25 protein-coding genes and 1 tRNA gene are annotated in these 25,249 nt (G+C 58.5%); 11 read left to right on the top strand and 15 right to left on the bottom strand.

Features of this window, described 5'->3' with window-relative positions:
- The 4 genes from AC2D8P_RS12505 to AC2D8P_RS12490 all read right to left on the bottom strand — a co-directional run.
- Window positions 1-344 (bottom strand): Arm DNA-binding domain-containing protein (locus tag AC2D8P_RS12505; RefSeq protein ID WP_484703102.1); only part of this gene is annotated, 344 nt, incomplete at its 3' end.
- 149 nt (window positions 345-493) lie between these two features.
- A tRNA-Ser gene (locus AC2D8P_RS12500) sits at window positions 494-583 on the bottom strand.
- Window positions 584-651: 68 nt separating this feature from the next.
- Window positions 652-1,578 (bottom strand): ornithine carbamoyltransferase, encoded by a 927-nt coding sequence (gene argF, locus AC2D8P_RS12495; RefSeq protein ID WP_484703101.1) that lies wholly within the window; start codon window positions 1,576-1,578, stop codon window positions 652-654.
- Window positions 1,575-2,759: an acetylornithine transaminase gene (locus tag AC2D8P_RS12490; protein WP_484703100.1), complete on the bottom strand. Its 1,185-nt coding sequence runs from the start codon at window positions 2,757-2,759 to the stop codon at window positions 1,575-1,577. Before AC2D8P_RS12490 ends, argF begins: the two co-directional genes overlap by 4 nt.
- 451 nt (window positions 2,760-3,210) lie before the next feature.
- Between AC2D8P_RS12490 and AC2D8P_RS12485 the strand changes: the two genes are divergently transcribed.
- Entirely contained in the window at window positions 3,211-4,101 is an 891-nt protein-coding gene (locus AC2D8P_RS12485; protein ID WP_484703099.1) for a DMT family transporter, read from the top strand.
- On the opposite strand, the gene AC2D8P_RS12480 is transcribed toward AC2D8P_RS12485, so the two are convergent.
- On the bottom strand, window positions 4,090-4,890 hold the full coding sequence (locus AC2D8P_RS12480) for an ABC transporter permease (protein ID WP_484703098.1): 801 nt from the start codon (window positions 4,888-4,890) through the stop codon (window positions 4,090-4,092). The two genes, AC2D8P_RS12485 and AC2D8P_RS12480, sit on opposite strands and share 12 nt — an antisense overlap.
- 144 nt (window positions 4,891-5,034) lie before the next feature.
- Here AC2D8P_RS12480 and AC2D8P_RS12475 point away from each other — a divergent pair, with 144 nt between their 5' ends.
- The 6 genes from AC2D8P_RS12475 to AC2D8P_RS12450 all read left to right on the top strand — a co-directional run bounded on the left by AC2D8P_RS12475 (window position 5,035) and on the right by AC2D8P_RS12450 (window position 11,666).
- The gene (locus tag AC2D8P_RS12475; RefSeq protein WP_484703096.1) at window positions 5,035-5,616 is read left to right on the top strand and encodes a GcrA family cell cycle regulator; all 582 of its coding nucleotides are present in this window, start codon (window positions 5,035-5,037) and stop codon (window positions 5,614-5,616) included.
- A 17-nt stretch (window positions 5,617-5,633) separates the two neighbouring features.
- The gene (gene dapE / locus AC2D8P_RS12470) at window positions 5,634-6,776 is read left to right on the top strand and encodes a succinyl-diaminopimelate desuccinylase (protein WP_484703095.1); all 1,143 of its coding nucleotides are present in this window, start codon (window positions 5,634-5,636) and stop codon (window positions 6,774-6,776) included.
- Window positions 6,773-7,198: a GNAT family N-acetyltransferase gene (locus AC2D8P_RS12465; protein WP_484703094.1), complete on the top strand. Its 426-nt coding sequence runs from the start codon at window positions 6,773-6,775 to the stop codon at window positions 7,196-7,198. Before dapE ends, AC2D8P_RS12465 begins: the two co-directional genes overlap by 4 nt.
- A 77-nt stretch (window positions 7,199-7,275) precedes the next feature.
- A complete protein-coding gene (locus AC2D8P_RS12460; protein ID WP_484703092.1) occupies window positions 7,276-7,767 on the top strand; it encodes a hypothetical protein in 492 nt (163 codons plus the stop codon).
- A 190-nt stretch (window positions 7,768-7,957) separates the two neighbouring features.
- Window positions 7,958-10,213 (top strand): ribonuclease R, encoded by a 2,256-nt coding sequence (gene rnr / locus AC2D8P_RS12455; protein ID WP_484703090.1) that lies wholly within the window; start codon window positions 7,958-7,960, stop codon window positions 10,211-10,213.
- A 160-nt stretch (window positions 10,214-10,373) separates the two neighbouring features.
- Window positions 10,374-11,666, top strand: a complete 1,293-nt coding sequence (locus tag AC2D8P_RS12450; protein WP_484703103.1) for a lytic murein transglycosylase — start codon at window positions 10,374-10,376, stop codon at window positions 11,664-11,666.
- Between the two features lie 2 nt (window positions 11,667-11,668).
- Here AC2D8P_RS12450 and AC2D8P_RS12445 read toward each other — a convergent pair whose 3' ends face one another.
- The 10 genes from AC2D8P_RS12445 to AC2D8P_RS12400 all read right to left on the bottom strand — a co-directional run bounded on the left by AC2D8P_RS12445 (window position 11,669) and on the right by AC2D8P_RS12400 (window position 21,069).
- Window positions 11,669-12,304: a J domain-containing protein gene (locus AC2D8P_RS12445; protein ID WP_484703088.1), complete on the bottom strand. Its 636-nt coding sequence runs from the start codon at window positions 12,302-12,304 to the stop codon at window positions 11,669-11,671.
- A gap of 422 nt (window positions 12,305-12,726) precedes the next feature.
- On the bottom strand, window positions 12,727-13,215 hold the full coding sequence (locus tag AC2D8P_RS12440) for an RNA pyrophosphohydrolase (RefSeq protein WP_484703086.1): 489 nt from the start codon (window positions 13,213-13,215) through the stop codon (window positions 12,727-12,729).
- 38 nt (window positions 13,216-13,253) lie between these two features.
- On the bottom strand, window positions 13,254-14,585 hold the full coding sequence (locus AC2D8P_RS12435) for a S41 family peptidase (protein WP_484703085.1): 1,332 nt from the start codon (window positions 14,583-14,585) through the stop codon (window positions 13,254-13,256).
- Between the two features lie 6 nt (window positions 14,586-14,591).
- Window positions 14,592-15,728, bottom strand: a complete 1,137-nt coding sequence (locus AC2D8P_RS12430; protein ID WP_484703083.1) for a murein hydrolase activator EnvC family protein — start codon at window positions 15,726-15,728, stop codon at window positions 14,592-14,594.
- Complete coding sequence (gene gpmI, locus AC2D8P_RS12425; RefSeq protein ID WP_484703082.1) at window positions 15,725-17,245, bottom strand: 2,3-bisphosphoglycerate-independent phosphoglycerate mutase; 1,521 nt, start codon at window positions 17,243-17,245, stop codon at window positions 15,725-15,727. Before gpmI ends, AC2D8P_RS12430 begins: the two co-directional genes overlap by 4 nt.
- A 93-nt stretch (window positions 17,246-17,338) precedes the next feature.
- Window positions 17,339-17,650: a hypothetical protein gene (locus tag AC2D8P_RS12420; RefSeq protein ID WP_484703080.1), complete on the bottom strand. Its 312-nt coding sequence runs from the start codon at window positions 17,648-17,650 to the stop codon at window positions 17,339-17,341.
- Between the two features lie 67 nt (window positions 17,651-17,717).
- Entirely contained in the window at window positions 17,718-18,635 is a 918-nt protein-coding gene (locus AC2D8P_RS12415) for a DMT family transporter (protein ID WP_484703078.1), read from the bottom strand.
- Between the two features lie 81 nt (window positions 18,636-18,716).
- Window positions 18,717-19,187, bottom strand: a complete 471-nt coding sequence (rlmH, locus tag AC2D8P_RS12410) for a 23S rRNA (pseudouridine(1915)-N(3))-methyltransferase RlmH (RefSeq protein WP_484703077.1) — start codon at window positions 19,185-19,187, stop codon at window positions 18,717-18,719.
- A gap of 13 nt (window positions 19,188-19,200) precedes the next feature.
- A complete protein-coding gene (gene rsfS / locus AC2D8P_RS12405; protein WP_484703076.1) occupies window positions 19,201-19,593 on the bottom strand; it encodes a ribosome silencing factor in 393 nt (130 codons plus the stop codon).
- Between the two features lie 138 nt (window positions 19,594-19,731).
- On the bottom strand, window positions 19,732-21,069 hold the full coding sequence (locus tag AC2D8P_RS12400; protein ID WP_484703075.1) for a mechanosensitive ion channel family protein: 1,338 nt from the start codon (window positions 21,067-21,069) through the stop codon (window positions 19,732-19,734).
- 80 nt (window positions 21,070-21,149) lie between these two features.
- Here AC2D8P_RS12400 and AC2D8P_RS12395 point away from each other — a divergent pair, with 80 nt between their 5' ends.
- The 4 genes from AC2D8P_RS12395 (at window position 21,150) to AC2D8P_RS12380 (ending at window position 25,241) form a co-directional block, all read left to right on the top strand.
- Window positions 21,150-21,896, top strand: coding sequence for a sulfite exporter TauE/SafE family protein (locus tag AC2D8P_RS12395; RefSeq protein ID WP_484703074.1), 747 nt, complete (start codon window positions 21,150-21,152; stop codon window positions 21,894-21,896).
- Window positions 21,897-22,103: 207 nt separating this feature from the next.
- Window positions 22,104-23,510: a 3-isopropylmalate dehydratase large subunit gene (leuC, locus tag AC2D8P_RS12390; protein ID WP_484703072.1), complete on the top strand. Its 1,407-nt coding sequence runs from the start codon at window positions 22,104-22,106 to the stop codon at window positions 23,508-23,510.
- Window positions 23,510-24,115 (top strand): 3-isopropylmalate dehydratase small subunit, encoded by a 606-nt coding sequence (gene leuD, locus AC2D8P_RS12385; protein WP_484703071.1) that lies wholly within the window; start codon window positions 23,510-23,512, stop codon window positions 24,113-24,115. The genes leuC and leuD overlap by 1 nt, the downstream gene beginning before the upstream one ends.
- Window positions 24,116-24,401: 286 nt before the next feature.
- Window positions 24,402-25,241, top strand: a complete 840-nt coding sequence (locus AC2D8P_RS12380) for a hypothetical protein (RefSeq protein WP_484703069.1) — start codon at window positions 24,402-24,404, stop codon at window positions 25,239-25,241.
- Window positions 25,242-25,249 lie beyond the last annotated feature (8 nt).

Here is a 25,249-nt window from a genome sequence, read left to right as displayed (position 1 = left end):
GTGGGAAGGCGATCTATATGAACCTGACGGCTCAGTTCTTCGAAATTGGGCACTTCCTGAGCGGCATTAAATCGGGGGTTCAGGCCAGACTTGGCCATACGCCGATATTCCAGCGCCCGTTCCCGCGCCTGATTCAATGTCACCACATCCGCGCCGCCCAAACCGAAGTCTGTGCGCAGCGGTGCGCCCTTGCGATTCTTTTGTCCTTTGACGGTTACCCTGACAATCCAGCGCCGTGCGCCTGAGGGATCCACAACCAAATAAAGACCCGACCCATCCCCATGACGACCCGGCCCTAGATTCTCCACCAGTTTCTTTGTCAGCTTTCCGCCCAGCGCAGCCATCAATTATACCACAATTAATACCACTCAATGAAAGTATACGGGCACAATCGAGTAAAATCCAATGAAATAACAGAATGCAGAAATACCCATATAAGTATGGATTATTAGCAGCTTAATGATAGTGAGAAAAATCGAACCAAATAGGTCTATGGCGGAGACGAAGGGATTCGAACCCTCGAGACGATTCCTCGCCTACTCCCTTAGCAGGGGAGCGCCTTCGACCACTCGGCCACATCTCCGCCGGCGTGTATATTGGGGACAGGCAGGGGTTGCAACGGGAAATTCGTTGATTTCCCGTTGGTCTTGCTTACTTTTTCAAACACCAGCGCATGATGGCTTTTTGTGCGTGCAGGCGGTTTTCGGCCTCGTCGAAAATCACGGAATGCGGGCCGTCCATGACCGCGGATGTCGCCTCATCATCGCGATGGGCGGGCAGGCAGTGCATGAAGAGCGCATCCGTATTGGCAAAGCTCATCAGATGTTCATTGACCTGATAGGGGCGCAACTGGTTGTGGCGCCGTTCGCGGGCCGATTGCGGATCATGCATGCTAACCCAGGTATCGGTAACGATCAGGTCGGCGCCGGTGGCGGCGGCCTCGGGATCGCGTTCGATGGTGATCTCGACCCCTTTTGACCGTGCAAGATCGACAAATCCCGGTTCGGGATCGAGCGTTTCTGGCCCAGTAAAGGTCAGGTTGAAGCCAAACTGCCCGGCGGCATGTATCCATGATGCGCAGACATTGTTGCCATCGCCGGACCAGACAACCTTTTTCCCGGCAATCGGGCCGCGCTGTTCCTCATAGGTCATGACATCAGCCATGATCTGGCAGGGATGGGTGCGGTCGGTCAGCCCGTTGATCACCGGCACATCCGAGTATTCGGCCAGTTCCAGCAGGGTTTGTTCCTCGAACGTGCGGATCATGATCAGATCAACATAGCGGCTGAGCACCCGCGCGGTATCGGCGATGGTTTCGCCATGGCCCAGCTGCATTTCCTTGCCCGACAGCACCATGGTCTGCCCGCCCATCTGACGCACACCAACGTCAAAGCTGACCCGTGTCCGGGTGGATGGTTTTTCAAAAATCAGCGCGACCATGTGATCCTTTAGCGGCTGATCATCATCCAGCGCGCCCTTAGGCTGACCGGCGCGTGCTGATTTTACGGAAATCGCATTGTCGATGATGCCACGCAGTTCAGATTGATCAGTTTTGTGGATGTCCAGAAAGTGCTTCATTGGGTCAATCCTTTTGAAACCGCGCTTGCCGCCTGATCAAGCCGGGTGACGGCCTGGGCAATATCATCATCACCGATGTTCAGGGCGGGCAGCAGGCGGACGACATTATCAGCGGCTGGTACAGTCAGGACTTGGGCGTCATAACCTGCCTTGACCAGATCGGTGTTGGTTGCCTTGCATTTCAGCCCCAGCATCAGACCCGATCCGCGAACGCTCTCGAACACGTCTGGGTGCGAGGCAATCAGCCCCTCAAGCTTTTGGCGCAATAGGCCTGCCTTGCGGTTGACCTCTGCCAGAAACGCATCGTCAGCGACCACATCCATGACCGCGCAACCCACGGCGCAGGCCAGTGGATTGCCGCCATAGGTGGACCCATGTGTGCCCGCAACCATGCCGGAGGCGGCGTCTTCTGTCGCCAGAACAGAGCCCAGCGGGAAGCCACCGCCAATACCTTTGGCGACCATCATGATGTCGGGCTCAACGCCCGCCCATTCATGGGCGAAAAGCTTGCCGGTCCGGCCCACGCCGCATTGGACCTCGTCAAAGATCAACAATGCCCCGGTCCGATCACACAAATCACGCAGCCCTTTCAGGCAGGCATCTGACAGCGGGCGAATGCCGCCTTCGCCCTGCACGGGTTCCACAATAATCGCGGCGGTTTGATCATCGACCGCAGCCTCCACCGCCTCGTGATCGCCAAAGGGCAGTTGGATGAAACCGGGCAAAAGCGGGCCGAAACCTTTGGTCATTTTCTCAGACCCCGCGGCGGCAATTCCGGCGGAAGAACGGCCATGGAACGATCCCTCAAACGCGATGATCTGAACCCGTTCCGGTTGGCCTTTGTCATGCCAGTATTTGCGGGCCATTTTAACGGCCAGTTCGCATGATTCCGTGCCCGAATTGGTGAAAAACGCGGTGTCGGCGAAAGTCGCATCCACGAGCTTATCTGCCAGCGCCTGTTGGGCCGGAATGTTATAAAGGTTAGAGGTATGCCACAGGGAATTTGCCTGTTCCGTCAATGCGTTAACCAGCGTCGGGTGCGCATGACCCAAGGAATTCACCGCAATCCCGGCGCCCAGATCCAGAAAGCGTCGGCCGTCAGCCTCGATCAACCAGCTGCCTTCGCCTTTGACAAAGGTCAGCGGAGCACGTGCATAGGTCGGCAGGACGGACGGGATCATGGTGGTATCCTTCTACAAGAAGCCAATGGGTGCCTTACACCCGGGGACAAGTCAATAATTTAAGGTGGATATGCGCCATTTGGCGCAGGGTGAACAGGAGGCAGGACGTCAGGCGTGGATGCGTCGGCGTCGGCTGGCAGGGATATGCAAAATCATGTTCATGGCGGCCATGTAGTGCGAAATCGCCGTGCTGTCCAGATAAAGTTGACAGCGCCGGGCGGGTGCAACCCATGCCCCGAGAACCCCCGAAAATCAATGTCGGTATTGCGCGGTATTTCCACGGTATTGCGACGGTGGGGTTATCCACAGGGCGGCGGCGGGGGTTATAGGCCTCCGGCAGGAGTGTTTTGAACAGAGTGAAGCGAGGCATTTCGTTCCTAGTGGTCGCGCCGCGCTCTGTATTTGCGTCTTTCGGCTTTCGCCCCGCCCAAATTCCATCTACCGCTGTCGCATGGATCAAAACCCGTACACCAACCGGCCGCTGGCCATGGGCTATATGTTGCTGGCGACGGTGTTCATTGCCTCTGTGAACCTGCTGGTCAAGGCGCTGGGGCAGGGGGCCTTTGGGCCGCCGCTGCATCCGCTTCAGGTCAGCCATGGGCGGTTTTTGTTTGCCTTCATTGTCATCAGCACCGCCGTGGCGGTGATGCGGCCTCGGTTTGTGCGACCCCATTTCGGGCTGCATGTGGTGCGCACGACATTGGGTTGGGCGGGCGTGACGCTGATGTTTGCAGCGATTGCGTTTATTCCGCTGTCCGATGCCACGGCGATCAGTTTCCTGAATCCGGTCTTTGCGATGATGCTGGCCATTCCGCTGTTGGGCGAACGAGTTGGCCCGGTGCGTTGGGCGGCGGCAGCGATTGCCCTGATCGGGGCGGTCATCCTGTTGCGCCCGGGGCCGGACAGCTTTCAACCTGCCGCCTTGCTGGCGCTGGGGGCTGCGCTGATGCTGGGGTCAGAGATTATCGTGATCAAGCGTCTGGCCGGGCGCGAGCGGCCTTTGCAAATCCTCTGGGTCAATAATCTGCTGGGGATCATCATTGCGACCGTTGCCGTGGCATTTGTCTGGGTGCCGCCAACACCTGTTCAGTGGTTGGGTCTGGCCGGGGTCGGGGTGCTAATGACGGGCGCGCAGACATGTTTCATCAATTCGATGCGCCTGGCAGAGGCCAGTTTCGTGACGCCTTTTACCTATCTGACACTGGTCAATGTCATGCTGCTGGATCTGGCGATTTTCGACACCATTCCGGATTGGGTCAGCCTGCTGGGATCTGCCGCGATTGTGGCTGGGGCGGCGCTGTTGGTCTGGCGCGAGGGGCGGGTGAAACCCTCAGGCCTTTAACCGGTAGCCGCGCCGGAACATGGCCCAGGCAAGTCCCAGAACCGCGCTGACCGACCCCATACCTACGATCAATCCCAAAACGGGGGGCGAATCAGAGGCCCCGATAAATCCGTATCGCGCCCCGTCGATCAGGTAAAATATCGGGTTCAGGCGGCTTAAGCCTTCCATCACCGGGGGCAGGGTTTCGATGGAATAAAACGTGCCCGACAGAAAAGACAGGGGCGTGACGATGAAATTGGTGATCGCGGCCATCTGGTCAAACTTGTTGGCATAGATGCCGGCAAGAATGCCCAATCCCCCCAGAAATATCGCCCCCAACAGCACAAAGACCAGCGCCCAGATTGGATGCGCCAGACGGATGCCCAGGAGCATCGCAACCGTGCTGATCACAATCGCCACCAGCAACCCGCGCAGCACCCCGCCCGCGACATATCCCAATACCAACTCACCTGCCGACAAGGGCGGCATCAATGTATCAACGATATTGCCCTGAACCTTGGCGATCACGATAGACGAGGACGTGTTGGCAAAGGCATTCTGAATGACCGTCATCATCAGGATGCCGGGCAGCAGAAACTCGACAAACGGCACCCCCATCACATCCGGGCGCTGCCGTCCGATGGCCAGCGTAAAGATTGACAGAAACAGCCCTGCCGTGACTAAAGGCGCCAGCAGCGTCTGGGTCCAGACCGCCAGAAAGCGCCGGACCTCGCGCTGGGCCAGTGTGTAGAACCCCAATAAATTGGCATGGCGTTCCGAGAGTGGGCGGGAGGCGGGATCAGTGTTCATGAGTCTTTTTTGCCTGCAATGTTCGGGGGTGCTTGTATCCTGTTTCGCTATGATTAGAATAGAGCGGATCGAATTTCCCCTGCGGCTTTGTTGGATCAGCGGCCTCGACCGCCCAATTGCCGCTTTGCAAGTAAGGAACACTTCATGTCGTGGACCGATGAGCGCGTCGAAACGCTGAAGAAAATGTGGGCCGAGGGCCAGTCTGCCAGCCAAATCGCCAAGGAACTGGGCGGTGTGACCCGCAACGCTGTGATCGGCAAGGTCCACCGGTTGGGCCTGTCAAACCGGGCTACGGCCAGCACCGCGAAAACAGCAGCCAAGGACAAGCCGTCCAAACCTGCCGGGGCCAAGGCAAAACCATCAAAACCGGCAGAGCCCAAGCCAGCCACGGCTGCGAAACCGGCAGAGCCCGCCACCACATCGGCGGCACCGGTTGTCCCGGCCCGTCGTCCGATCGTGCCTGCAGGCCAACCCCTGCCACCGCAACCGTCGGCCAACGAGATCAGCCCCGAGGCCTTGGCCTCTGTCCGCGAGGTCGAAAAGAAGGCCAAGAAGCTGACCCTGATGGAGCTGACAGAGAAAACCTGCAAATGGCCGATCGGGGACCCCGCGACCGAAGAATTCTGGTTCTGCGGCCTGTCGGTTCAGCCCGGTAAACCCTATTGTCAGGCGCATGTCGGCGTGGCTTTTCAGCCGATGTCGTCACGCCGCGACCGCCGTCGCTGATCCTGTCAGGAATGTCTATGCCTGTTGATCCCGTCCGGTTGACCGCTGATCTGGTCCGCTGCCCCTCTGTCACACCTCAGGAAGGTGGCGCCTTGGTGCTGCTGGAGGCCCTGCTTTCAGAGGCGGGGTTTACCTGCATCCGTGTGGATCGCAACGGTACGTCTAACCTGTTTGCCCGTTGGGGTGACCGGGGCGATGCCCGCACCTTTGGCTTTAACGGCCACACAGATGTGGTGCCGGTGGGTGATCTGGCGGCCTGGACAGTTGATCCTTTTGGGGCCGAAGAAAAGGATGGCCAGCTTTGGGGGCGTGGATCGACCGATATGAAATCCGGTGTTGCGGCCTTTGCGGCAGCGGCTGTGGATTTCGTGCGCGAAACGCCGCCGGACGGGGCGATCATTCTGGCCATCACCGGGGACGAAGAGGGCGACGCCACCGATGGCACCACCGCTCTGCTGGACTGGATGGTGGCCCACGATGAGGCGATGAGCGTCTGTCTGGTGGGGGAGCCGACCTGCCCCGAACATATGGGCGATATGATCAAGATCGGCCGCCGTGGGTCCATGACCACGCAGATCACCGTGATTGGTGTGCAGGGCCATTCCGCCTATCCGCACCGGGCGAATAATCCGCTGCCTGCCATGGTGCGGCTGATGGATCGACTGGCCTCTCATACGCTGGATGAGGGTACGGAACATTTCGATGCCTCAACCCTTGCCGTCACCTCGATCGACACCGGCAACGCCGTTAGCAACGTCATCCCGGCCCAGACCCGTGCTGCGGTCAATATCCGGTTTAACGATGCGCATACCTCCCATGGTCTGACCCAATGGATGCAGGCTATGGCCGATCAGGTCGCGGCAGAGTTTGGCGTGCAGATTGTGTTGACCAACAAGCCGTCTAGCGAAAGTTTCCTGACACCGCCCGGCGCGCTGTCTGATCTGGTGTCCAAGGCCGTGCAGCGCGAAACCAACCGGGTGCCGGAGCTGTCCACCACCGGCGGCACATCGGATGCGCGGTTCGTCAAGGATCACTGCCCGGTGGTCGAATTTGGCCTGGTCGGCAAGACCATGCATCAGGTGGATGAACATGTGGACATCGCGCAAATCCGCCAGCTGAAATCCATCTATACCCGTATCCTCTCTGACTATTTCGCATGACCCTGCAGATTGCAGAGACCCGCGACATCGCCACCTGCCACCGGCTGCGTGCCGACGTGTTTATCGCAGAGCAAAACGTGTCAGAGGCCGAGGAACGCGATGGTCTGGATGATCAGGCGATCCACCTGCTAGCCCATGACGGCGATACCCCCATCGGCACCGCGCGGATATTGCTGAAGGGTGAGGTCGGCAAGATCGGCCGGGTCTGCGTGCTGTCCAGCCACCGCGGCCAAGGCGTCGGGGCCGCCATCATCCGTGCCTGTCTGGATGTGTTGCGAGACCGCCCCGACATCACCCGCGCGATGCTCGGCTCCCAAACCCACGCGATCCCGTTTTATGAAGGGTTGGGATTTGTTGCTTATGGCCCGGAGTATATGGATGCGGGCATTCCGCATCGGGATATGGCGGTTGATCTGTCGTAAATTTTCTCACGTCCAAATTGTTGCCGCAATCCCATGCAAGAAAGCAGCAGAGATTGTTAATGTGATTTGAGACTACAATGGCCGATGCCCCACAGACGACTGAAAACGTAAGGCTATTTCTGAAGAATTATGCGGGCGTTTATCGTTACCGGTCTTGGTTTAGAAAATTTGCATTTTGGTTAGGCATCCTAATGCTTTTGGGGCTTCTTATTGCCGTCTCTGAGGTGGTTACTGAACCTCTAGCCTTAAACTATGTAACAATAAAAACATATTTTATGTTGATATTAGGGCCTTACTTGGCGTGGATTTGCTTTGTTATGGCTGCAAAATTTAAAGAAATTCAGATTGACGATGCAGGGATTAGAGTTCTCCCTTTTGGACTGCATATTGAGCCTCAAGACATAGAAAAGATTGAGTTTGGTATGAATTTTGAGGACGCAGATTGCATCAACCTAAGCCTCAAATCGCCCCGCCGAATGTTTCATTTTGTCGTATCGTCCTGGGGCCACAAGATGAATATAAGTTTCAACGACCGTCTTTTGGCGCCAGTTGCAGCCTCAACGCGATGAAGGTCATTTACACTGCCGGGTATCGCCCGCCTGAGGGGCGGTCGGGCGATGCCCGGCGGCGCGAAGCGCCTTTGTTCCGGGCAAGGGGGAAAGCCGCTACGGTGCCAATCTGGTCATCGGATTAATCTTTGGCATAAGTCCCCCACGAATTCCCCGTGACCCTCCCAGCGCTCCGTGCTAGGCGACCTATATGACGCGCATACCGACCAAGGATGAAATCCTGCAATGGATTTCCGACAATCCTGCCCGCACCGCCAAACGTGATATCGCCCGTGCCTTTGGCATCAAGGGCGCCGCGCGGATTGATCTGAAACGGATCTTGAAAGAGCTGGAGGCCGAAGGCCACCTGCAAAAGCGCAAGAAGACCTATCGCGACCCGGATAAGCTGCCGCCGGTCTCTGTCTTGCAAGTGTTGCCGCCGGACCCGGATGGCGACCAGTTTGCGCAATCGCTGGAATGGCATGGCGAGGGCGACGGCCCCCGGGTTCTGATGATGGCCAAGGCCGGTGATCCGGCGCTGGGCGCGGGGGATCGTATCCTCGCGCGCCTGACAGAGGTCACGGATCAAGATTACGCCTATGAGGGCCGCCTGATCCGCAAGATCGGCACCAATCCGGAGCGCATTTTGGGGATTTTCCGTCAAGGGGCGGAGGGCGGGCGCATTGTGCCGGTGGATAAGAAAGCGGACCGCGAATGGACGGTCGCCGCCGGGGCCACGCTGAAGGCCCGCGATGGTGAGTTGGTAGAGGCCGAACGCGCCGGGCCGAAATCGCGCATGGGCCTGCCTTCCGCCCGGATCGTGCAGCGGCTGGGCGATCCCAGCCAACCCAAGGCGGTATCGCTGATCGCCATTCACCAGCATGGCATCCCCGATGCCTTCCCCGATGGGGCAATTGCCGAGGCTGACCGCGCCAAACCCGCGCCCTTGGGAAAACGAGAGGACCTGCGCGAATTGCCCCTCTTCACCATCGACCCGGCTGATGCGCGCGACCATGACGATGCGTGTTATGCCCATGCCGATGACGACCCGAACAATCCCGGTGGGCATGTTGTCTGGGTCGCGATTGCCGATGTCGCCCATTACGTAACGCCGGGGTCGGAATTGGACCGAGAGGCGCGAAAACGCGGCAATTCCACCTATTTCCCGGATCGTGTGGTGCCGATGTTGCCGGATCGGCTGTCGGGTGATCTGTGCTCGCTGCACGAGGGCGTGCCGCGCGCCTGTATCGCTGTGCGCATGGTGTTGAACGCGCAGGGCCATAAAATCGGCCATCGATTTGTGCGTGGCATGATGAAATCCGTGGCGTCATTGAATTATCAAGAGGTGCAGGCCGCGATAGACGGGCAGCCCAATGATAAAACCGCGCCGCTCTTGGACGATGTCCTGCGCCCGCTTTATGCCGCCTATGAGGCCACAAAAATCGCGCGCAACGAACGCCAGCCGCTGGATCTGGACCTGCCCGAACGCAAGATCATGCTGGATGACGATGGCAATGTGTCGTCGGTCAATTTCCGCGACCGGCTGGATGCGCATAAACTGATCGAGGAGTTCATGATCCTCGCCAACGTGGCCGCAGGCGAGGAACTGACCAAACGCCAACAGCCGCTGCTCTTCCGTGTGCATGAGGAACCCAGCCCCGAAAAGCTCGACGCGTTGCGCGAGGTCGCCGGCGCCTCTGGCCTGACATTGGCCAAGGGGCAGGTCCTGAAAACCAGCCATCTGAACCGATTGCTCGCCGCCGCCGCCGGGACGGATTTTGCAGAGCTGATCAATATGTCGACGTTACGGTCAATGACGCAAGCCTATTACGCCCCTGAAAACTATGGACATTTCGGGCTAGCGCTGCGGACTTACGCGCATTTCACCTCTCCCATCCGGCGCTATGCGGACCTGATTGTGCACCGGGCGCTGATTGCCGCCCATGGATGGGGCGATGACGGGCTGGTGGCCGATGATATCGATCGTCTGCCTGAAACCACCGTTTGGATATCGGAAAGCGAGCGTCGGTCAATGGCTGCCGAACGCGACACGACCGATCGTTACCTGGCTGCTTACCTGTCTGAACGGGTGGGCGATCAGATGACCGGCCGCGTGGCCGGAATTGCCAAATTTGGCCTGTTCATCCGGCTGGATGACAGTGGTGCGGATGCGCTTGTGCCACTGGGCACGCTGGGGACGGAATATTTCCGTCATGACGCGCAGGAACAGACCCTGACGGGCAGCGACAGCGGTGTGGAAATTCGCACGGGTCTGCCGGTGACGATCCGTCTGGCAGAGGCCGCACCTGTCACTGGCGGGTTGATCGCGGAATTGTTGGAATTAAACGGCAAAGCGCTGCCACGGGGCAGCCGCAGATCAGGAAAAACCAGCCGCCGGGCCGAGGGCCGGTCGCGCAACAAGAAAGCCGCGACCAAACGCAAAGTCGGCCGCAAACGGCGGGGATAACGCCCGCCTGCCCCAATTTTTGCCGATCCGACACCCATCAATGCCAATCTTCTTTGAGGATTGATCAATTCGCGTTATTCTGGGGTTGAGGCAAAACAAAAACAGGTACAAAGCCGTGGTATTAAGACATTTCCTATTGGGATTGTGCGCCTGCCTGCCAATGGCAACGCCGGTGTGGTCCCTATCAACATCACCGCGCCCGGCGCCGCGCCCAGTTGTGATCCAGTTAGAACTGATCATCCCCGTGGTTGCCCCGGGCCCTGTTGTCCGTTCCCTCCGTCCCCTTACCCGCCCGGAAAGGACCCCTGTCGTGCGTGTTTCCACCTCTGCCCAGGATGCCGGTTTTCAGCGCTGGATCAGTCAGTTCCGCCCCCGCGCCCGGGCCGCAGGGATCAGCAATGCGGTTCTGGACCGGTCTTTCCGCGGGATCAGCTATAGTGACAGCGTGATCGCCAGAGATCGAAACCAATCCGAATTTACCAAACAGATCTGGGACTATCTGGACAGCGCGGCCTCTGACACGCGGGTGCGCAATGGCAAGGCGGCTTTGCGTGAACACCGGCGTCTTCTGGACCGGATAGAGGCACATTACGGCGTGGAAAAGGAAATTGTCACCGCCGTTTGGGGGTTGGAAAGCGCCTATGGCGAACATCGCGGCCAAACCCCGATTATCGAGGCGTTGGCAACACTGGCCTATGATGGTCGCCGGGGCAGGTTTTTTGAACAGCAACTGGTTGCCGCCCTGCAGATCATTCAATCAGGTGACGTCGCCCCCCGCCAGATGACCGGATCGTGGGCCGGGGCCATGGGTCACACACAATTCATCCCGACCAGTTATCTGGCCTATGCGCAGGATTTCACCGGCGATGGCAAACGCGACATCTGGTCGGATAATCCGGCGGATGCGCTGGCCTCTACCGCTGCCTATCTGGCGCGTTTCGGCTGGACCAAGGGCCAGCCCTGGGGGGTGGAGGTGCGCCTGCCGCAGGGCTTCAACTATGCAATTTCAGGCGAGCGGGTGAAAAAATCCGTCGGCGAATGGACCCGGCTGGGCGTGCGTGATGTCACCGGCTATCCGGTGCCTGATCATGGGCGGGCCTCGATCCTGCTGCCTGCTGGAGCAAATGGCGCGGCCTTCATGATTTTCAATAACTTCCATGTCATCGAACGCTACAACGCGGCAGATGCTTATGTGATTGGGGTTGGGCATCTGGCGGATCGGATCGCCGGTGGGCCGGAAATTCAGGCCAGTTGGCCGCGGGGCTATGAACCCCTGAGCCTGCGCCAGAAGAAAGAGCTTCAGCGCCGTTTGACCCGGGCCGGGTTCAACACCGATGGGGTGGATGGGATTATCGGGCCCAATACCATTGCCGCGATCCGCAACTATCAGTCCTCTGTCGGGCTGACGCCAGACGGGTTTCCGTCACTGGATGTGCTGCGCCGATTGCGTTGATCTCAGATCGCCTGAAACAGCAACTGAACACTGCGGGCACCGGGGAACCGGGTCGCCAGTTGCGCTGCCGGTACGTCATAGGTGCCCTCACCCTGGCGTTTTGACTTCAGCTTGACGATTTCGATCTTCTGCTTGCGCTTGTCGACCAGATCGCCGGTGGGCAGGGCGATGTGGTTCATGCCCTCTTTCAACGGGGAAGAGATCAGATAGGATACATCGCGGCCGCAGCGTTTGACCTGACCCGGAACATGGTCGCGGATGGTCAGCATATCTTGGAAAGAGGACCATTGGCGTTTGCCAGCGCTGCAAGTGGAATGCAGACCTTCCAGCAAGTTCCCGCATTTCTGCCGCGTCTCATCTGCGATCATCTCTACGCGTTCCCGGATTTTCGGGCGGCGGGGCAGATTGTCAGCGCTGGCAGGTTCTGGATCGGCGGTGTTTTGGCACATGCACAGCAGGATGTTATAGGCCTGATCAATCTCTGTCAGATCAACGGTTGCCGTGTCGCATTTGTCAGGGTGGTTATCAAAAATCAGTTTCCGGCGCACAGAGCGCAGCTGGTCCTGGGTTGGCATTGAGGCCAGGCCGAGCGTCTTTAGGGCGGCGTCGGCAGAAATTGCACGATCAACATAGGTCATTTTTAATCACTCACTCATACTACATCACAGGTCCCCACCCGGATGTAACCTGAGGATACGCTGGCAGATTTATACGCTGCCGAACGGGTCATGAGCATATGTTCTGAGGGCCAATTTACGTGTCTGGCGTTAAAAGTCCCCGGACACAGACCTGCGTGATGCAATTCACGCGACACTCGTTACTCTCAAACTCGTTCCCCTAAGGTCACAACAGAAAAATCCACGACCATGTGTCATGCAACAACCTGTCTATTTCGACAGGTTTGCGAGATTTCCAAGGTTTAGAGTATAAAATCATCGTAAAAACAAATAGTTAATATTTAGCACCCACCGGGTGGAAAATTTAGGGGTGGTTGTTTCGGGGGCAGTGGCAGAAACAATCTTTGTAGATTATCAGGTTTCATTGACAGATCGGCGCCGATCTAGCGCGCTAGATGCGTCCGAAACGACTCGATGACCCGCGCGTAAAGATCGCGTTTGAAGGCGACGATATTGTCCAGCAACGCCTCTGCCCCAATCCAGCGCCATTCTGAAAACTCTGGATGCGCGGTGATGATGTTGATCTGATCGTCGCGCCCATGAAAACGCAAAAGGAACCAGAGCTGTTTTTGGCCCCGATAACGGCCTTTCCAGATCTTTGGCACGATATGATGCGGCAGGTCATAGGTCAGCCAATCCTGGGTCTGCGCCTCTACTGTCACAAGGTCAGTCGTGACGCCGGTTTCTTCGACCAATTCGCGCAGGGCGGCGGTTTGGGGGTCTTCGCCGGGATCAATCCCGCCCTGTGGCATCTGCCAGGCCGGGACCTCGCTGTCGATACGCTGCCCGGCAAAGATCTGCCCGTCATGATTGACCAGCATGACCCCGACACAGGGGCGATAAGGCAGGGCGTTGATGTCTTCGGGGGTCATCTGGTTGATGGGGCCGGGGCGATCCCGGCCCAACCTTGCTACTGTGGGGTATCCAGGGCCGAAAGCCCCTTCAACAGATCGACGGCATAGGCCAGCTGGTAATCCTCTTCGCGCAGCTCTGCGGCGGCTTCGGCCTTGGCGCGTTCCTCTTCCAGCATCCGGCGCTCATCCTCGGTGATCGAGTCATTGTCCAGGCTGCCGCGCAGGTCCGCCTCGGAAAATGTGTTGCGCGGGGTTTCATCCTCTGCCGCATCCGGGTCGCGACGGGGTTGTTCAACGACGATGTCCGGGGACACGCCCAGCGCCTGAATCGACCGGCCCGATGGCGTGTAGTACCGCGCCGTGGTCAGGCGCATGGCCCCGTCACCGCGCAGGGGCAGGATGGTCTGAACCGACCCTTTGCCAAAGCTCTTGGTGCCCACGACAACTGCCCGGCGGTGATCCTGCAGCGCGCCCGATACGATTTCAGAGGCAGAGGCCGAACCGCCATTGATCAGCACGACAATTGGCTTGCCCTCGGTCAGATCGCCATCTGTGGCGTTGAAACGTTCGCCATCTTCGGGGTCGCGACCCCGGGTCGATACGATCTCGCCCTCATTTAGGAAGGCGTCTGACACCATCACCGCCTGGGTCAACAACCCGCCCGGGTTGTTGCGCAGGTCGATGACAAAGCCGTTCACATTGTCCATGCCGCCCAGTTCGGCAACCGATTCCTCCAGCCCCTCTTTCAGGCTGCTAAAGGTCTGATCGCTGAAGGTGGTGATGCGCAGAACAACGGTGTTGCCTTCGGTGCGCGACCGCACCGCGGTCAGCGTGATCGTATCGCGGATGATGGTCACGTCAAAGGGCTGTTCCTCGCCCTCGCGCACCACGGTGATCACGATCTCGGACCCGACCGGACCGCGCATCAGATCGACCGCATCATCCAGGGTCATGCCCAGAACGCTTTCACCATCCACATGGGTGATGAAATCGCCGGCTTCAATCCCAGCAGCCTCTGCCGGGGTGCCATCCATGGGCGAGACAACCTTGACGAAGCCCTCTTCTTGCGTGACTTCAATGCCCAGCCCGCCAAATTCACCCCGGGTCTGAACGCGCATATCGGCGAAATCCTCTGGCGCGAGATAGCTGGAATGTGGGTCAAGAGAGCTGAGCATCCCATCAATGGCGGCCTCAATCAGGTCGCCCTCATCCACTTCGGATACATATTGAGCGCGGATGCGTTCAAAGATGTCGCCAAACAAATCCAGCTGTTCATAGACATTGGAATTGCGCGCTGATTCCTGCGCCAACAACGGCCCGGCAATCTGTGTTGTTGCCACGATCCCGGCAATCGTCCCGCATGCAGCGGCCAGCACAAACTTCTTCATCTCGGTCTAATCCTTTTCACCCGCGAACCAAAACGCCGGGTCAAGCGGCTGCTGGTCCTTTCTTATTTCCATATAAAGCGTTTCTGTGCGGGCAGCGCCAGCATCAATAACGATTGCGCCGCTCAATTCCGCGTCATTTGTGAATTGATTATAGGGCATCAGGCCCAATGGTGCGCCTTTGGCAACAATTTCGCCCACCTCACCATAAACCGCGCCAAGCCCGGCAAAAACCATCAACAGGTCCTGTTGGGGTTCCAATATGATGACATTTCCATAGCTCAAGAGCGGCCCGCGATAGCGGATCGTAGCGGGCCAGGGGGCAGAGACCAGCGCCTGCGGCTGAGTGGCAATGACCCAGCCCGGATGGACGATATTCGCTGCATCCGGTTCATTGTAACGCCGCAAAATCGTCCCGTTAACAGGCAGATCCAGATCCTTGGGCATATTGGGCACAGCATCAACAGGTGCGACAGCGTCAGTTTCCGGCAGGCTCGCCAACCCGCTGGCAAAGGCCTGCAAGGTCTCGCTGCCATTGATCAGCGCCTGCATGGCCTCTGGATCATCGTGGAACCTGCGCGGTAAATCGGTGCGTTCGGCGATGGCCTGCCCCAGGTTCAGCCGCGCCTGTTGCACTTGCGCCAGCCCCTGTTCCAACGACACCGCGGCGCTTTCCTGCAGGCTTTGCAGCAAGACGACCTCTTCCAGATCGCGGCGCAGGGCATTGACCCGGGTTTCCATCGCCGGCCAGACTTCGGCCATGATCATCCCGGCCTGGGCCGTGGCCAGTGGCCCCTCGGGATGCAAAAGCATGGTTTCGGGTTGGGCCTGCATCGCCTGCATAGTGGCAAGAAGTGCCGCCAGCCGATCCCGCTCCGCCTCAAACGACACGCGCAAAACGGCCTCCTGGCGGGCCGCCAGTCGCAGGCTTTCGCGCAGCGCGACCAATCCGTCCTCATAAGCGTGAATGGTTTCGGTCAGGGCGGCGACCCGGTCCCGGGCGCGCTTTGCCTCTTGCAGGCTTTGCTGCGCGGTTTCCAGCTTTGCGGCGGCGGCTTGCGCCTGGGCGGCGGCATCGGATTGGGCAGACAGGCCGGTTGGGGAAAGAAAGCACAAACAGACAAATATATGTGCCAGCGTCCTCATGGCTTGATCAGGCTCTGTCCCGTCATGTCATCGGGTTTTGGCAAGCCCATCAATTCCAGCACCGTCGGCGCCAAATCCGCCAGCCGGCCGGGTTGCAGCTGCACACCCTCTGGTCCGCCAAACAGGATCACGGGCACCAAATTGGTCGTATGGGCCGTATGCGGACCACCGGTTTCCGGGTCGACCATGGTTTCGCAATTGCCGTGATCGGCGGTCACAATCATGGCCCCACCTGCCTGCCTGAGCGCCGGGATCACCTGCGCCAGCCCCCGATCCACCGCCTCGCACGCGGCAATTGCGGCGTTCAGGTCCCCGGTATGGCCGACCATATCCGGGTTGGCATAGTTGACGACAATCAGATCATATCCCTCTGCGATCGCACTCACGAACTGCTCTGTCACTTCGCCAGAGGACATTTCCGGTTTCATGTCATAGGTCGCGACCTTAGGTGACTTGGGCATGAACCGTTCTTCGCCCGCCTCGCGCCCCTCTTTTCCACCGTTCAGGAAAAAGGTCACATGCGGATATTTTTCTGTTTCGGCCAGCCGAAACTGCCGGAGATCATGCTTGGCGACCCATTCGCCCAGTGTGTTCACGATTTTTCGCTTGGGAAAGACCGTTGTCATATAGGCATTATGCGCGTCTGAATATTCCACCATGCCCAGCATCGCAGTCAGTTCCGGCCGCTCGCCGGTCGGAAATGCCTCAAACCCTGGATCACCGATGGCTTGCAGCAACTCACGTGCCCGATCGGCGCGGAAATTCAGACAAAACAGGCTGTCCCCATCGGTAAAGCCCGCATAGCCCGGCAAAACGGACGGAGAGATAAATTCGTCACTTTCGCCATGCTGATAGGCGGTTGATACCGCGCCGACCGCGGTAAAGACACGGCGGCCTTTGGCTTGGGCAATCGCCTCATACGCCTCTTGCACGCGGTCCCAGCGATTGTCTCGGTCGAGCGCAAAGTAGCGCCCCGATACGGTGACGATCCGGGCGGTGTCGGGCAGCTTTTCTTCCAGCCTGCGGATATATTTCAGGGCAGATCGGGGCGATACATCGCGCCCGTCTGTGATGGCGTGGATAGCGACCTTAACCCCACGATCGGTGATGGCCTTGATCGCTGCAAGCATGTGCCGAATATGACCGTGCACGCCCCCGTCTGACACCAGCCCGATCACATGGGCCGTGCCACAGGCGGTGCCGGTTTTGTCGATGAACGCGGCCAGGGTGTCATTGTTGCAAAACGACCCATCCTCGATCGCCAGATCAATCTGGCCCAGATCCATCGCCACAACACGACCGGCGCCAATATTGGTATGGCCGACCTCGGAATTGCCCATCTGGCCACGCGGCAGGCCGACATCGGGGCCATGCGTGATCAACGTTGCATTGGGGCAGGTGGCCATCAGCCGGTCAAAGGTCGGCGTATGGGCCAAGGCAGGTGCGTTGGCTGTTCGTTCCTCGCGCATACCCCACCCGTCAAGGATGCACAGGACGACTGGCTTTGGTGGTGTCATTCATACCCCAGAGACTGCTCTGTCTTTACCTAAGCTTGCCAGCGGTAAAGGGCAACCGCATTACCACAACTCTCGGCCGATTGACGCCCCGTTTCAGTCGAAAATATCCTCGACCACGTCCCAGGCCTCTTCGACGAAATCAGACAGCCAGTCTTTGCGTTTTTTTCGCTTTTTGCGATCGTCGTGCCGGGGGTCATAGCGCGGCTTGACCGGTTTTTCGGTCCTGAACCGGCTGGGCGCCACCCGCGACGGCCTTTTGGCATGGTCTGACACAGGCATAATCTTCAGATCATGCAGCGGCGCGCCGCAAGAGCCGCAACTTAGCTCATGCTGGACCTTGCCGCGCAGAACCAGCGCGGCGCGCGTGCCGCAATAACAGCAAGTGGCAATCTTGGTGGCGGGCATGCGCGTCCTTCTGTCTGTCCCCTAGGGCATATAGGCGCACAGCTCTGAAATTCAAACGGCATTCAGGTTAGGCGGCCGATATGGGGCGCTCTTTCTTGCTGCGATGTTCGCGCCAGACGATGAACAAGCCACCCCCCACAATCAGCACCACACCGGGGAAGAGCCGCCCAAAGGGGGCTTCGGCAAAAAACACCCAGCCGAGCGTAAAGGAAAACGGGATGGCGAAAAACTCAAACGGGGACAGGCTGCTGGGATCCGCGTATCGGTATGCAGTGATCAGCAAGTAGGCGGCCAATCCCCCGGCACATCCCATAGCCAGCAACCACAACCAATCGACCAGCCCCACAATTGGCACCAGTTCGCGGGTATAGGCAACCAGCAGCAAGGTGGCGGCGATAGAGCCGACGTTATAGTACAGGTTCAAAAGCGGCGTCGGCACATCGGCATCAAAAAACTGCGAGGTGACATTGGCGCTGGAATAGCCCAGTGCGGCGATCAGGGGCAGAACCGCATACCAGGTGAAACTGTCCGATCCGGGCTGCATCACCATGACCACGCCTGCAAACCCGATCATGACCGCCAGCCAGCGTAACCCGCCGACCCGATGCCCCAAAAGCGGGATAGACAAGGCGGTGGAAAACATCGGCCCGACAAACAGCATCGTCGTCGCCGTCGCAAATTCCAGATGGATGAGGGAGATGTAGAAGGACAGCTGCGCAATCGCCCCAAACAGGCCCCGGATCAGCCCCAGCCGCCATTGCCGGATCACCACCGGTCGACCCGCGGCCTTCCACGTTGTGGACAACATCAGGATCAGAATCGCTGGCACCATGCCAAAGATATTCCTTAGCAGGGTCAGCTGCGGCGCCGGATAGGTCTGGCTCAGATGCTTCACAATCGCGCCCATCACATCATAGAGCATGATCGCCGACAGGATCGCGCAGGCCGCAAGGGCAAAGGAGGCCTGTTTCGGGGGGCGGGGCATGGCGGGCTCTGAACGGGTAATGTTTGCGGCACCCTGCCCGGAAAGCAGCGCTATATCAAGCGTGGCCAGGTGTGCGACGGGCTACACCCGGTGATACGGACTGCCAGCCAATATTGATGCGGCGCGGTAGAGTTGTTCCGTCAGCATCGTGCGGGCCAGCATGTGGGGCCAGACCATCTTGCCGAAACTCAGGGCAAAATCGGCTTCTGACCTCAGCGCCGGGGCAATGCCATCCGCGCCACCGATGATAAAGGCCACGTCGCTGCGCCCCATATCCCGCCAATTGCCAAGTTGGTTGGCGAAATCGGGCGAAGTCATCACCCGGCCACGTTCATCCATCACACAGATCAGCGCGCCACTTGGGATGGCGCGCCGCAACAGTTGGGCCTCGGCCTCCATGCCGCCACCCTTTTTATCTTCAACTTCATGGATGATCAGGGGCCCCAACCCCAAGGCGCGACCGGTTCTGTCGAACCTAGTGACATAATCGTCGATCAGCTCGCGTTCCGGGCCCGCGCGCAGGCGGCCCACCGCGCAAATGTGAACTTTCATGTTGGTGAGGGGCCTAGTTCTGGCCCGCGGCCGTCCCCAGCCACATTTTTTCTAGCTGATAGAATTCGCGCACCTCGGGACGGAAGACATGCACAACGATGTCGCCCGTATCGATCAGAACCCAATCGCCCTGATCCTTGCCTTCCATCTTGGACAGGATACCAAATTCCTGCTTCAGATCGTCGGCCAGATGTTCCGAAATCGCTGCCACTTGACGGTTGGACCGGCCAGAGCAGATAACCATGTAATCAGCCATGCTCGACTTGCCGCGCAGGTCTATTTGCACGATCTCTTCGGCCTTGTCGTCTGTCAGAGAGGTCAGGATACGCTCTAGCAACTGTTCACCAGAGTAATTTGCTGTAACGCCCACAGCTTGGGCATGTGCAGCGGCTGTTCCGCCAGCCACGTTCTCAGCATATGTCAGGACAGTGTCCTCCTTTCCATCGCGCCGAACAACACCCCGGCGCAGGGCGTAGGTTCAAGATAACATCGCGAATATGAATTCTCAATGACGGCTGACGCAGATGTGACATTTTGGCAGCAGTCAGTCGGCAACTGCTGGCTTACCAGGATCTTCGTCCTTATCCGCTAACATCCGAACCTCCCGTTGCGGGAACGGAATGTTGATATTGTTGGCCTGGAACGCATCCCATAGCGCCAGATAGACATTGCCGCGGATGTTGGTCAGCCCGCCTGTGGGGTCAGTAATCCAGAACCGCAGGATGTAATCGACGGAACTGTCGCCAAAGCCCACGATATGACAGACCGGGGCTTTCCAACTGAGCACCCGTTCGACGCTTTTGGCGGCCTCAATCGCGATCCGGCGCACATCATGCGGGTCATCGCCATAGGCGGTGCCGAAATAGATATCCAATCGCACCAGATCATTGGAATGTGACCAGTTCACAACTTGGCCGGTGATCAGGTCCTCGTTCGGGATCAGGTATTCGCGCCCGTCGCGGGTGACAACGGACACATAACGTGCGCCCAGGCTGTCGATCCAGCCAAAGGTTTCACCAAGGCTGATCACATCGCCGGGCTTGATGGATTTATCCAGCAGGATGATGACGCCCGAAATCAGGTTTGACACGACCTTTTGCAGACCGAAACCGATACCAACACCGATGGCACCGGACAGAACCGCAAGGCCCGTCAGGTCAAAGCCGACGGCCTTTAACCCGATGAAAAACGCCGCACCATAGAGGATCAATTGCAAAAACTTCGCCGCCAAGACCTGCATGGAGGGCGAGATATCCTTGTTCGACTTGATCTTGTTGGTCGAGGTGGTGGCGATCAGCCGGGCCGCGACAAACAGGATGCCGGTGATCACCAGCGCCTTGAGGATCGCATAAAGCGACAGGCGAAAATCCCCGAACTCAATCGCCAGATTGTCCAGAACCGCCATCGTCGCTTCGACAAACCCAAGATAGTACAGGACGACATAGGTCCAACCGCCCAACCGCACGATCCGGCGCAAAAAGGAATTGCGGATCACCTGCGCCAGAAGTGCAATCGCAAACCAGGCAAAAGAAATCGCAGCACAAATCGCAATCAGCCGATAGCGTGATGGAAACATCCCCAAAACATCGCGCATAACGATCAGGGCGGCGCCAGTCATCAGGATGAACAGCATCAGCTTGATCCGGCGGTACAAGATCAGCATCCAACGCAGTTGCCATTTTGGCCGGCCTTCCAGGCCACGCATCCACTCATGTATGCGGGGGCTGACAACATAGTTGATCCCCCAAGACAGCGCAAAAATTGCAACCAGAATTCCCACTTGCGTCAGGCGCGAGGGCAACAACAGGCTGTTGGCAAAGATCAGGACTTGATCAATGAAGCTCTGAACTTCTGGGGTGATAATCTCTGTTTCCTGCTCCATACGGGCACTCTGGCATGACAACCGGTGGGCGACAATAATTTTCCATTGCCGCCGCGTGTCTGCCCGCCTATGCCGGAAGGATGAGCGACTATCTAATCCTGTGTCTGGCCGGGTTTGGGGCAGGCATTATCAATGCCATTGCGGGCGGCGGAACGTTTCTGACATTTCCGGCGCTGATCTGGGCAGGTGTGCCGCCCGTGGTCGCCAACGCGACCAGCGCGGTTGCGGTCTTTCCGGGCTATGCGGCCTCGGTTTTAGGGTTTCGCGAAAGTGTATCCGACCTGCCTGCAGGGTTGTTGCGGCGCTGTCTGATTTGGGCTGCGCTGGGCGGGTTGATCGGTGGCGGGCTTTTGCTGGTATCCTCCAACGCGGCCTTTTCCGTGATTGTGCCGTTCCTATTGCTCTTCGCGACCCTTTCCTTTGCCTTTCAAAAGCAGGTCTTGGCTTGGACCCGCCGCAACGGAGGCGGGCTGGCGCTGGGTGGAGCCACTGGCCTGATGGTCGTGTCGACCTATGGCGGCTATTTCAATGGCGGGTTGGGCATCGTGATGCTGGCGCTCTTTGCGCTGTGGGGGATGACGGATCTGGCGCAGATGAACGGGTTGAAAAACGCGCTGTCGGTGGTGGTGTCGGCGGTGTCTGTCGCGGCCTTTGCATTGGCCGGGATCGTCGTCTGGCCACAGGCCCTAATTATGGCCGCGGCCAATATCGCCGGGGGCTATGCGGGCGCGCGGCTGGCCCGGGTGTTGCCACCGGTGATCACGCGCACTGTGATCATTGTGATCGGGGCGGGGATGAGCCTTATTTTCTTTGCGCGGCTAATGTGATCAACATCAGCTTGATGGAATCTTTCAACGGGTGTAAGGCAGCCTCATGAAACGCATCTATGATATCGACGACCGCGCCTTTTTACCTTGGCGGTTTTATGGACAGTCGCTTTCCATCACTGCCGGGCTATGACGCCCTGTGCGGGGTTTTCCCCCGTACCGTTTCGCCATTGGACTTTCAAAATCTGAACATATGGGAGAGGGCACATGTCCCCCAAAACACTCTATGATAAAATCTGGGATGCGCATGTCGCGCATGAGGCAGAAGACGGCACTTGCCTGCTGTATATCGACCGCCACCTGGTCCACGAGGTCACCAGCCCGCAGGCCTTCGAAGGGCTGCGCATGACCGGCCGCAAGGTCCGCGCACCGGAAAAAACCATCGCTGTGCCGGATCATAACGTCCCGACAACGCTGGGGCGCGAAAACCCGGAGCAAATGACCCCGGAAAGCCGCATTCAGGTCGAAGCGCTGGACAAAAACGCCAAGGATTTTGGCGTGCATTACTACCCGGTCTCTGACGTGCGCCAAGGCATCGTACATATCGTTGGTCCCGAACAGGGCTGGACCTTGCCGGGCATGACGGTTGTCTGCGGTGACAGCCACACCGCCACCCACGGCGCCTTTGGCGCACTGGCCCACGGCATCGGCACGTCCGAGGTGGAGCACGTTCTGGCCACGCAAACGCTGATTCAGAAGAAATCCAAAAACATGAAGGTGGAAATCACCGGCAAGCTGCGCCCCGGCGTCACCGCCAAGGATATCACCCTGTCCGTCATCGGTGAAACCGGCACTGCAGGCGGTACCGGATATGTCATCGAATATTGCGGCGAGGCGATACGCGATTTGTCGATGGAAGGTCGCATGACCGTCTGCAATATGGCGATCGAGGGCGGCGCGCGCGCTGGCCTGATTGCGCCGGATCAGACCACCTATGACTATGTTCTGGGCCGCCCCCACGCGCCAAAAGGCGCGCAATGGGAGGCCGCGCTGGATTGGTGGAAAACTCTTTATTCCGACGATGACGCCCATTGGGACAAGGTCGTCACCATCCGTGGCGAAGATATCGCGCCGGTCGTCACCTGGGGCACCTCGCCCGAGGATGTGCTGCCGATCACCGCAAGCGTGCCTGCAGCCAGCGATTTCACCGGTGGTAAGGTTGGCGCGGCGCAACGCTCGCTCGATTACATGGACCTGACCCCGGGGACCCCGTTGTCAGAGATCGAGATCGACACAGTCTTTATCGGATCATGCACCAATGGCCGGATCGAGGATCTGCGCGCCGCCGCTGAAATCCTGAAGGGCAAAAAGATCAAGGACGGCCTGCGTGCCATGGTCGTGCCGGGATCAGGTCTGGTTCGCGCCCAAGCCGAAGAGGAAGGTCTGGCCGATATCTTTATCGAAGCGGGCTTTGAATGGCGTATGGCGGGCTGTTCCATGTGTCTGGCGATGAACCCGGACCAGCTGGCCCCCGGTGAACGCTGCGCGGCCACGTCAAACCGCAACTTTGAGGGCCGTCAGGGCCGCGGTGGTCGCACCCACCTGATGAGCCCTGCCATGGCCGCCGCTGCTGCCGTCACCGGCAAACTGACCGATGTTCGGGAGATGATGTAATGCAAAAGTTTGAGACCCTCACAGGAATTGCGGCGCCGATGCCGCTGGTCAATATCGACACTGATATGATCATTCCAAAACAGTTCCTGAAAACCATCAAGCGTTCGGGCCTTGGTGTGAACCTGTTTGATGAAATGCGGTTCAATCAGGATGGCACGGAAATCCCCGATTTCGTGCTGAACCAGCCGCAATATCGCAAGACGCAGATTCTGGTCGCGGGCGATAACTTCGGCTGTGGCTCCTCTCGTGAACACGCGCCCTGGGCGCTGGCGGATTTCGGGATCAAGGTGATCATCTCCACTTCTTTCGCCGACATCTTTTATAACAACTGCTTCAAGAACGGCATGTTGCCGATTGTGCTGCCCGCCGATCAGGTCGAGGTGTTGATGAAAGATGCCGAAAAAGGCGAAAACGCCCGTGTGACCATTGATCTGGAAAACCAGACTGTGACCACCTCGGATGGCGAGGCGTTCAGCTTTGAGGTCGACGCCTTTAAGAAGCATTGCCTGATCGAGGGGCTGGATGACATCGGTCTGACCATGGAAAAATCCGCCTCTATCAATACTTACGAGGCCGCCGCCGCACAGGCCCGCCCCTGGGTCTAAGGCCGCTTCTGCTACCCCTAGCGGGTGAAAGCCCCACAAACACAACATCTGGAAGGGTCCCGTTTTCGGGGCCCTTTTGCTTGGGTGAAATGATGCAAAGTCGCACCAGTTTCTCCACGAAATTGCCGCAATGAGTCGATCAAAGTTAATGAAACCTTGCGACTTATGGGGAAAGTGGGCAAAAATTGGGCAAAAATAAGGCACAGCGCCACATTTGGCGCGAGATGACGAAAAAAAACGGGGGGCTGCAATGCACAGCGCCCCAGCTGGTTGAGGGCGCAAGGCAGTGATTTCTCGGCTCATAGGTGCGATTGTTCGCGCGTTTTTGACGGTGTTGCTGATTGCAATGCCGACATTGCTGTTGCCGGCCCCACCCCCCGATACGGCCCAGGTCGTGATGCTGATTGCGCTGTTTGCCGGTGGGTTGGTCTTTATGGATTATGCCTCCAGCTGCCCGAGCCTGGTCGAATTTCGCGACGCCCCGCCGTTCAACCGGGTACGGTTTTTGTCGCTGTTTTTAACCGTCTTCCTCTTGACCATCATCGCACGTGGGCGCACCGACCCGACCACGCTGACACAATTCACTGCCGCCGTGGGTGCCCTGATCGGCCACACGATTGATTTCCCCTACAGCCCGGTCCGGCTGGTTCTGGCCATGTTCCCGGATGGCACTGATCCGCGCAGCATCGCGCTTATTCGTGTCAATGCCGGGATGGCCTATTTGATTTCGCTGATCTCTTTGGCGGTGTTTGTGATCCTGATCCGCGTTCAGGGCTGGCCCAAAGGGGGCAAGTTCAATGTCTGGGTCAACCTGCCCACCTTTGACCCCACAGCCGGGGGCGATGTCGTCGACCGCCTGACACGGGACGCACGCATTAATATTTCCATGGGCTTTTTGCTGCCCTTCATGATCCCGCTGGTGGTGAAATCAGCCGCCTCTCTGTTTGATCCGATTGATGCCAATTCGGCGCAATCCATGATCTGGATCGTGTCGGCCTGGGCCTTTATCCCGGCGAGCCTCTTTATGCGCGGCATCGCCATGGGGCGGATCGCTGATATGATCCGCGAACAGCGCAAGCTGTCCTATCAGCCGCCTGTCGAGGCCGAAGATTACGCAGCAGCGTAAGGCGCGCG

Source organism: Roseovarius sp. YIN77, from assembly GCF_057219155.1.
The sequence above is the reverse complement of the archived record's forward strand: the minus strand, read 5'-3'. Positions and strand labels throughout refer to the sequence as shown.

Bases quoted from the DNA above. Each gene is read 5' to 3' on its own strand.
- AC2D8P_RS12480 (WP_484703098.1), bottom strand. From the start codon at position 4,890: ATGAACACTGATCCCGCCTCCCGCCCACTCTCGGAACGCCATGCCAAT.
- AC2D8P_RS12420 (WP_484703080.1), bottom strand. From the start codon at position 17,650: ATGCCCGCCACCAAGATTGCCACTTGCTGTTATTGCGGCACGCGCGCC.
- AC2D8P_RS12450 (WP_484703103.1), top strand. From the start codon at position 10,374: ATGGCAACGCCGGTGTGGTCCCTATCAACATCACCGCGCCCGGCGCCG.
- dapE (WP_484703095.1), top strand. From the start codon at position 5,634: ATGCCTGTTGATCCCGTCCGGTTGACCGCTGATCTGGTCCGCTGCCCC.
- AC2D8P_RS12485 (WP_484703099.1), top strand. From the start codon at position 3,211: ATGGATCAAAACCCGTACACCAACCGGCCGCTGGCCATGGGCTATATG.
- AC2D8P_RS12440 (WP_484703086.1), bottom strand. From the start codon at position 13,215: ATGACCCCCGAAGACATCAACGCCCTGCCTTATCGCCCCTGTGTCGGG.
- AC2D8P_RS12415 (WP_484703078.1), bottom strand. From the start codon at position 18,635: ATGCCCCGCCCCCCGAAACAGGCCTCCTTTGCCCTTGCGGCCTGCGCG.
- rlmH (WP_484703077.1), bottom strand. From the start codon at position 19,187: ATGAAAGTTCACATTTGCGCGGTGGGCCGCCTGCGCGCGGGCCCGGAA.
- gpmI (WP_484703082.1), bottom strand. From the start codon at position 17,245: ATGACACCACCAAAGCCAGTCGTCCTGTGCATCCTTGACGGGTGGGGT.
- AC2D8P_RS12395 (WP_484703074.1), top strand. From the start codon at position 21,150: ATGAGCGACTATCTAATCCTGTGTCTGGCCGGGTTTGGGGCAGGCATT.
- AC2D8P_RS12475 (WP_484703096.1), top strand. From the start codon at position 5,035: ATGTCGTGGACCGATGAGCGCGTCGAAACGCTGAAGAAAATGTGGGCC.
- AC2D8P_RS12430 (WP_484703083.1), bottom strand. From the start codon at position 15,728: ATGAGGACGCTGGCACATATATTTGTCTGTTTGTGCTTTCTTTCCCCA.
- AC2D8P_RS12460 (WP_484703092.1), top strand. From the start codon at position 7,276: ATGGCCGATGCCCCACAGACGACTGAAAACGTAAGGCTATTTCTGAAG.
- leuC (WP_484703072.1), top strand. From the start codon at position 22,104: ATGTCCCCCAAAACACTCTATGATAAAATCTGGGATGCGCATGTCGCG.
- argF (WP_484703101.1), bottom strand. From the start codon at position 1,578: ATGAAGCACTTTCTGGACATCCACAAAACTGATCAATCTGAACTGCGT.
- AC2D8P_RS12400 (WP_484703075.1), bottom strand. From the start codon at position 21,069: ATGGAGCAGGAAACAGAGATTATCACCCCAGAAGTTCAGAGCTTCATT.
- leuD (WP_484703071.1), top strand. From the start codon at position 23,510: ATGCAAAAGTTTGAGACCCTCACAGGAATTGCGGCGCCGATGCCGCTG.
- AC2D8P_RS12445 (WP_484703088.1), bottom strand. From the start codon at position 12,304: ATGACCTATGTTGATCGTGCAATTTCTGCCGACGCCGCCCTAAAGACG.
- AC2D8P_RS12435 (WP_484703085.1), bottom strand. From the start codon at position 14,585: ATGAAGAAGTTTGTGCTGGCCGCTGCATGCGGGACGATTGCCGGGATC.
- AC2D8P_RS12490 (WP_484703100.1), bottom strand. From the start codon at position 2,759: ATGATCCCGTCCGTCCTGCCGACCTATGCACGTGCTCCGCTGACCTTT.
- AC2D8P_RS12465 (WP_484703094.1), top strand. From the start codon at position 6,773: ATGACCCTGCAGATTGCAGAGACCCGCGACATCGCCACCTGCCACCGG.
- rnr (WP_484703090.1), top strand. From the start codon at position 7,958: ATGACGCGCATACCGACCAAGGATGAAATCCTGCAATGGATTTCCGAC.